Below are 5,718 nucleotides of genomic sequence, written 5' to 3' on the forward strand. Positions count from 1 at the left end.
CCCGCGTTCAGATCGCGCAATGGATGTCGTCCGGCGACCTGATGGTGGATTGGGCGCTCCGCATCGATACGCTCACGGCCATGATGCTGATCGTCGTGAACACTGTCTCGGCGCTCGTCCACGTCTATTCGATCGGCTACATGAGCGAGGATCCGCACCGTCCGCGCTTCTTCGCCTATCTTTCGCTTTTCACCTTCGCGATGCTGATGCTGGTGACGGCGGACAACCTGGTGCAGATGTTCTTCGGCTGGGAAGGCGTCGGTCTCGCGAGCTATCTCCTGATCGGCTTCTGGTATCAGAAGGAATCCGCCAACGCGGCCGCGATGAAAGCCTTCATCGTCAACCGTGTCGGTGATTTCGGCTTCCTGCTCGGCATCTTCCTGATCTTCGTGCTGTTCAAGACGGTCAATTTCGACCAGATCTTCCCGCGCGTGGCTGAATTCGAGAACGCCCGCTTCCACTTCCTGGGCTTCGACTGGAATGCGCTGACGCTCGCTTGCCTGCTTCTCTTCATGGGCGCCATGGGCAAGTCGGCCCAGTTCCTGCTCCACACCTGGCTGCCGGACGCGATGGAGGGCCCGACGCCGGTCTCCGCCCTGATCCATGCCGCTACCATGGTGACGGCGGGTGTGTTCATGGTCGCGCGCCTGTCACCCGTGTTCGAGTACGCTCCGGACGCGCTGACGGTCGTCACCATCATCGGCGGCATCACGGCCTTCTTCGCGGCGACCGTCGGCCTCGTGCAGAACGATATCAAGCGGGTCATCGCGTATTCGACTTGTTCGCAGCTCGGCTACATGTTTGTCGGCCTCGGAGTCGGCGCCTATTCGGCGGGCGTGTTCCACCTCTTCACGCACGCCTTCTTCAAGGCGTTGCTGTTCTTGGGCGCCGGCTCGGTCATCCACGCGATGCACCACGAGCAGGATATCCGCGCCATGGGCGGATTGCGCAAATACATCCCGTTCACGACGGCGATGATGGCGGTCGGGACGCTGGCGTTGACGGGCTTCCCGTTCACGGCGGGCTACTATTCCAAAGACGCGATCATCGAGGCGGCCTATGCGGCCCACACCTCGGCCGGCACCTTCGCGTTCCTCGCCACCGTGGTCGCGGCGTTCATGACGTCGTTCTATTCCTGGCGCCTGTTCTTCCTCACCTTCGAAGGGAAGGCGCGCTGGGACAACTCTCACGACCATCCCTCGAGCCATGAAGGCGCCGAGCACGACGCTGCCGGCCACGACGTGAATCACGCGCACGATGATCACGGTCGCGGCCACGATCATCATGGTCATGGCGATCATAAGCCGCATGAGAGCCCGCTCGTCATGCTCATTCCATTGCTCGTCCTCGCCACTGGCGCGCTGGTCGCCGGCATTGCGTTCCACAACGCCTTCATCGGCCACGATTACGAGCACTTCTGGAAGGGCGCTCTGTTCACCCGTCCGGAGAACAAGATCCTGGAAGATATGCATCACCTGCCGGTCTGGGTTCCGCTGCTTCCGACCGTGATGATGATCCTCGGGTTCGTCATGGCGGTGTGGATGTATATCCTCGACACCAAGAAGCCGGTGCAGCTCGCCGCGGATCATCCGGTCCTGTACCGCTTCCTCTTGAACAAGTGGTATTTCGACGAGCTGTACGACGCCATCTTCGTGCGTCCGACCATGGCTCTCGGCCGCTTCCTCTGGAAAACGGGTGACCAGAAGATCATCGACGGGTTGGGTCCCGACGGGATTTCGGCTCGTGTGCTCGACGTGACGCGCGGCGTCGTGCGGGTGCAGACCGGTTACCTCTATCACTACGCCTTTGCCATGCTGATCGGCGTCGCGGCGTTCGTCACCTTCTTCCTCTTCAGGGGAGCTCACTGATGCTTGGCTTCGGCATCCTCTCCGGTCTTTTGGTGCTGCCTCTTGTCGGGGCGGCGTTCATCCTGACGCTTCGGGGCGACAGCGAGGCGACGCGTTCCAACGCGCGCTGGGCCGCGCTCGCGACCACGGTCGCCACCTTCCTTCTGTCGCTCGTCGCGTGGGGACGGTTCGATATCGGAACCTCGTCGTTTCAGCTCATTGAAACGCACGCCTGGTTGTCCGAGAACATCCGTTTCAAACTCGGTGTCGACGGCTTCTCGATGCCGTTCATCCTGCTCACGACCTTCCTGATGCCGTTCTGCATCCTGGCGTCGTGGGAATCGATCACGCACCGAGTGAAGGAATACTTTGTCGCTTTCCTCGTTCTCGAGACGACGATGATCGGCGTTTTCGAGGCACTCGATCTGGTGCTGTTCTACCTGTTCTTCGAAGCCGGCCTGATCCCGATGTTCCTGATCATCGGCATCTGGGGCGGCAAGCGCCGCATCTACGCGAGCTTCAAGTTCTTCCTGTACACGCTGCTCGGCTCGGTGCTGATGCTGCTCGCCATCATGGCGATGTACTGGGCGGCGGGCACGACCGATATTCCGACGCTGCTGAAGTTCCCCTTCGCCTCGAGCATGCAGACCTGGCTCTGGCTTGCCTTCTTCGCGTCCTTTGCGGTGAAGATGCCCATGTGGCCGGTGCACACCTGGTTGCCCGATGCGCACGTCGAAGCGCCGACGGCGGGTTCGGTAATCCTGGCCGGCATCCTCTTGAAGATGGGCGGTTACGGATTCATCCGTGTGTCGCTGCCGATGTTCCCCGAGGCGTCGCAGTACTTTGCGCCGTTCGTCTTCGCGCTGTCCGTCGTCGCCATCATCTACACGTCGCTGGTGGCGCTGATGCAGGAGGACATGAAGAAGCTGATCGCCTATTCCTCCGTCGCCCATATGGGCTTCGTAACGATGGGCATTTTCAGCATGACCACGCAGGGCGTGCAGGGCGCCATGTTCCAAATGGTCTCGCACGGCCTCGTCTCCGGCGCGCTCTTCCTTTGCGTCGGCGTGATCTACGACCGTATGCACACGCGCGAGATCAAGGCCTATGGCGGGCTGGTATCGCGCATGCCGCTCTACGCGGTGGCGTTCATGGTGTTCACCATGGCGAATGTGGGCCTGCCGGGCACTTCAGGTTTCGTCGGAGAGTTCCTGTCGCTCTTGGGAACGTTCCGCGCCAATCCGTGGGTGTCGTTCCTCGCGACGTCGGGCGTGATCTTCTCGGCTGCGTATGCGCTCTGGCTCTACCGCCGCGTGGTGTACGGCGCGCTCGACAAGCCCGTGCTTCAGGACATCGCGGATCTCAACCGCCGCGAGATCATCACGCTCGCTCCGCTTGTCATTCTAGTCATCTATTACGGCGTCCAGCCCGGTGCGATCCTCGACAGCTTTGCGGCGTCGACGGATGCGCTCTTGAAAAGCTACGAAGCCGCGCTTGCCACCGTGAAGACGGCGGCTCTGGTCGCGCACTGAGGTCACGATGAACACCGCGCTCGCACTTCCACTCTTCGCACCTGCGCTGCCGGAAATCATTCTGGCCGCCGGCGTGCTGGTTCTGATCCTGTTCGGCGCGATCCGCGGCGAGAAGTCGGCCGGCGCGATCAACATCATCGCGCTCGGGCTTCTCCTCGTTTCGCTCGTCGCGGTCCTGGCGCTCTCTCCCGAGAGAGTCGAGACCATGAACGGATCGTTCGTCGTCGACTCGTTCGCCAAGTTCATGAAATCTCTGACGCTGCTCGGTTCCATGGGCGGGATCATCCTGTCGCTGGATTTCATGCGTAGGGAAGGGATCAACCGTTTCGAGTACCCGATCCTCATCGTGCTCGCGACGATCGGTATGCTGATGGTGATTTCGGCGAACGACTTGATCGCGCTCTATCTCGGTCTCGAATTGCTCAGCCTGTCCTCGTACGTCATCGCAGCCTTCGACCGCGACAACGTGCGTTCGACCGAAGCGGGGTTGAAGTACTTCGTCCTCGGCGCCCTGTCGTCGGGTATGCTTCTTTATGGCGCATCGCTCGTCTATGGCTTCACAGGAACGGTCTCGTTCCCCGCGATCGCGAAAGTACTGACTGGCGAGGTCGGAAACGGCCTGATTTTCGGTCTCGTGTTCATCGCAGCCGGCATTGCTTTCAAGATCTCGGCCGTGCCGTTCCATATGTGGACGCCCGACGTTTATGAAGGCTCGCCCACGCCCGTAACGGCGTTCTTCGCAGCTGCGCCGAAGATGGCCGGCATGGCGATGGCGACGCGTCTGTTCATCGAAGCGTTCCCTGGCATCATCGGCCAGTGGCAGCAGATCATCGTCTTCATCTCGCTGGCGTCCATGATTCTCGGCGCCTTCGCCGCCATCGGGCAACGCAACATCAAGCGCCTGATGGCSTATTCSTCGATCGCGAATGTCGGCTACGCGTTGATCGGCCTCGCCGCCGGCACGCCGGAAGGTATCGAGGGCGTCGCCGTGTACATGGCGATCTACCTTGCCATGACACTGGGTTCGTTTGCCTGCATTCTGAGCCTGCGTCGCGGTAATGTAATGTTCGAGAAGATCAGCGACCTGTCCGGCATCGCGCGCACGCATCCGGTGATCGCATTCTGTCTGGCGATGATGATGTTCTCGATGGCTGGCATTCCGCCACTCGCCGGCTTCTTCGCCAAATTCGCCGTGTTCAACGCGGCGATCAAGGCGAACCTCGTTGCGCTCGCCGTGATCGGCGTCGTCTCGAGCGTCGTGGGCGCTTACTACTACCTGCGCATCGTCAAGGTGATGTATTTCGACGAGCCGGCCGAGCGATACGACACGATGCCGATCGGCGTGAAGTTCGTGTTGGCGCTTTCCAGCATCTTCGTCGTCCTGTTCGGTCTCGTTCCCGGCCCCCTCGTCTCGGTTGCGGGCGCTGCGGCACGCTCCCTGTTCTGACGTGCAACTTACGGCAGAGACAGCGGCTCGCGGTTATAGGCTCCTTTCTTTAGACGAAACGGGTTCGACGAACGACGATGCAGTCGAGGCCGCGCGGTCCGGTGATCCCGGTCAGCTTTGGATCGTCGCGAGCCGACAGAACGCGGGCAGGGGACGGCACGGCAGGGAGTGGGTGTCCCCGGTCGGCAATCTCTATGCGAGCCTGCTTCTCATCGAGCCGTGCGACATCGCCGAAGCGAGCCAGTTGGGCTTCGTTGCCGGGCTCGCTTTGCATGAGGCGATAGAGACGCTCACCAGCGTGTCCGCTCCGCGTCTCACGTTGAAATGGCCGAACGACCTGCTCCTCGAAGGCGCGAAGCTGTCCGGGCTTCTTCTGGAAGGGCACCGGATCGGCCCATCCAATACGCTCGCCATCGTCATCGGCTTCGGTGTGAATGTGGCCTATGCACCGAGCGACACGCCCTATCCGACGGCGACCTTGAAGTCCGTCAAGCCGACGTTGTCACGGGACGACGTGTTCAAGGCCCTGTCCGATTCGTTTGCAAGGACGTTTTCGGCATGGCGTTCGGCCCGTCGGAGGCGTTCGGCCGATTCCTTCGGGGCCATCCGCCGGCTCTGGCTCGAACGCGCGGCCGGAATCGGTTGCGAAGTGACCCTGAGACTCCCTTCAGGTGCACGCAACGGCATCTTCGAGGGCCTGGATGTCAGCGGTCGCCTACAGCTTAAAACCGATCAAGGACTGGAAGTGATCGATGCTGGCGACCTATATCTAGCCAACTTGCTCCCTGGAGCGTGATCCTGCTTTGCGTCTGATCACGCTCTAACCTATTGAATTGGTGCCAGATCTCGACGTCGGAATGTTTCGTCCGTCGAGCACGCACGGGGCCGGGCC

The 5,718-nt window shown here is 61.3% G+C and carries 4 protein-coding genes; all 4 read left to right on the plus strand.

Annotated features, from left to right (window positions below; all coding sequences use genetic code 11):
* The coding region (gene nuoL / locus AC1DT3_RS10775) for an NADH-quinone oxidoreductase subunit L (RefSeq protein WP_477465254.1) at positions 1–1,868 on the plus strand (1,868 nt) is incomplete at its 5' end.
* Positions 1,868–3,379, plus strand: a complete 1,512-nt coding sequence (locus AC1DT3_RS10780) for an NADH-quinone oxidoreductase subunit M (RefSeq protein WP_477465255.1) — start codon at positions 1,868–1,870, stop codon at positions 3,377–3,379. The genes nuoL and AC1DT3_RS10780, both read left to right, overlap by 1 nt.
* A 7-nt stretch (positions 3,380–3,386) precedes the next feature.
* The gene (nuoN, locus tag AC1DT3_RS10785) at positions 3,387–4,826 is read left to right on the plus strand and encodes an NADH-quinone oxidoreductase subunit NuoN (protein ID WP_477465256.1); all 1,440 of its coding nucleotides are present in this window, start codon (positions 3,387–3,389) and stop codon (positions 4,824–4,826) included.
* A 1-nt stretch (position 4,827) separates the two neighbouring features.
* A complete protein-coding gene (locus tag AC1DT3_RS10790) occupies positions 4,828–5,622 on the plus strand; it encodes a biotin--[acetyl-CoA-carboxylase] ligase (RefSeq protein WP_477465257.1) in 795 nt (264 codons plus the stop codon).
* The last annotated feature ends 96 nt before the right edge of the window (positions 5,623–5,718 follow it).

The organism is Microvirga sp. P4_G7, assembly GCF_056401005.1.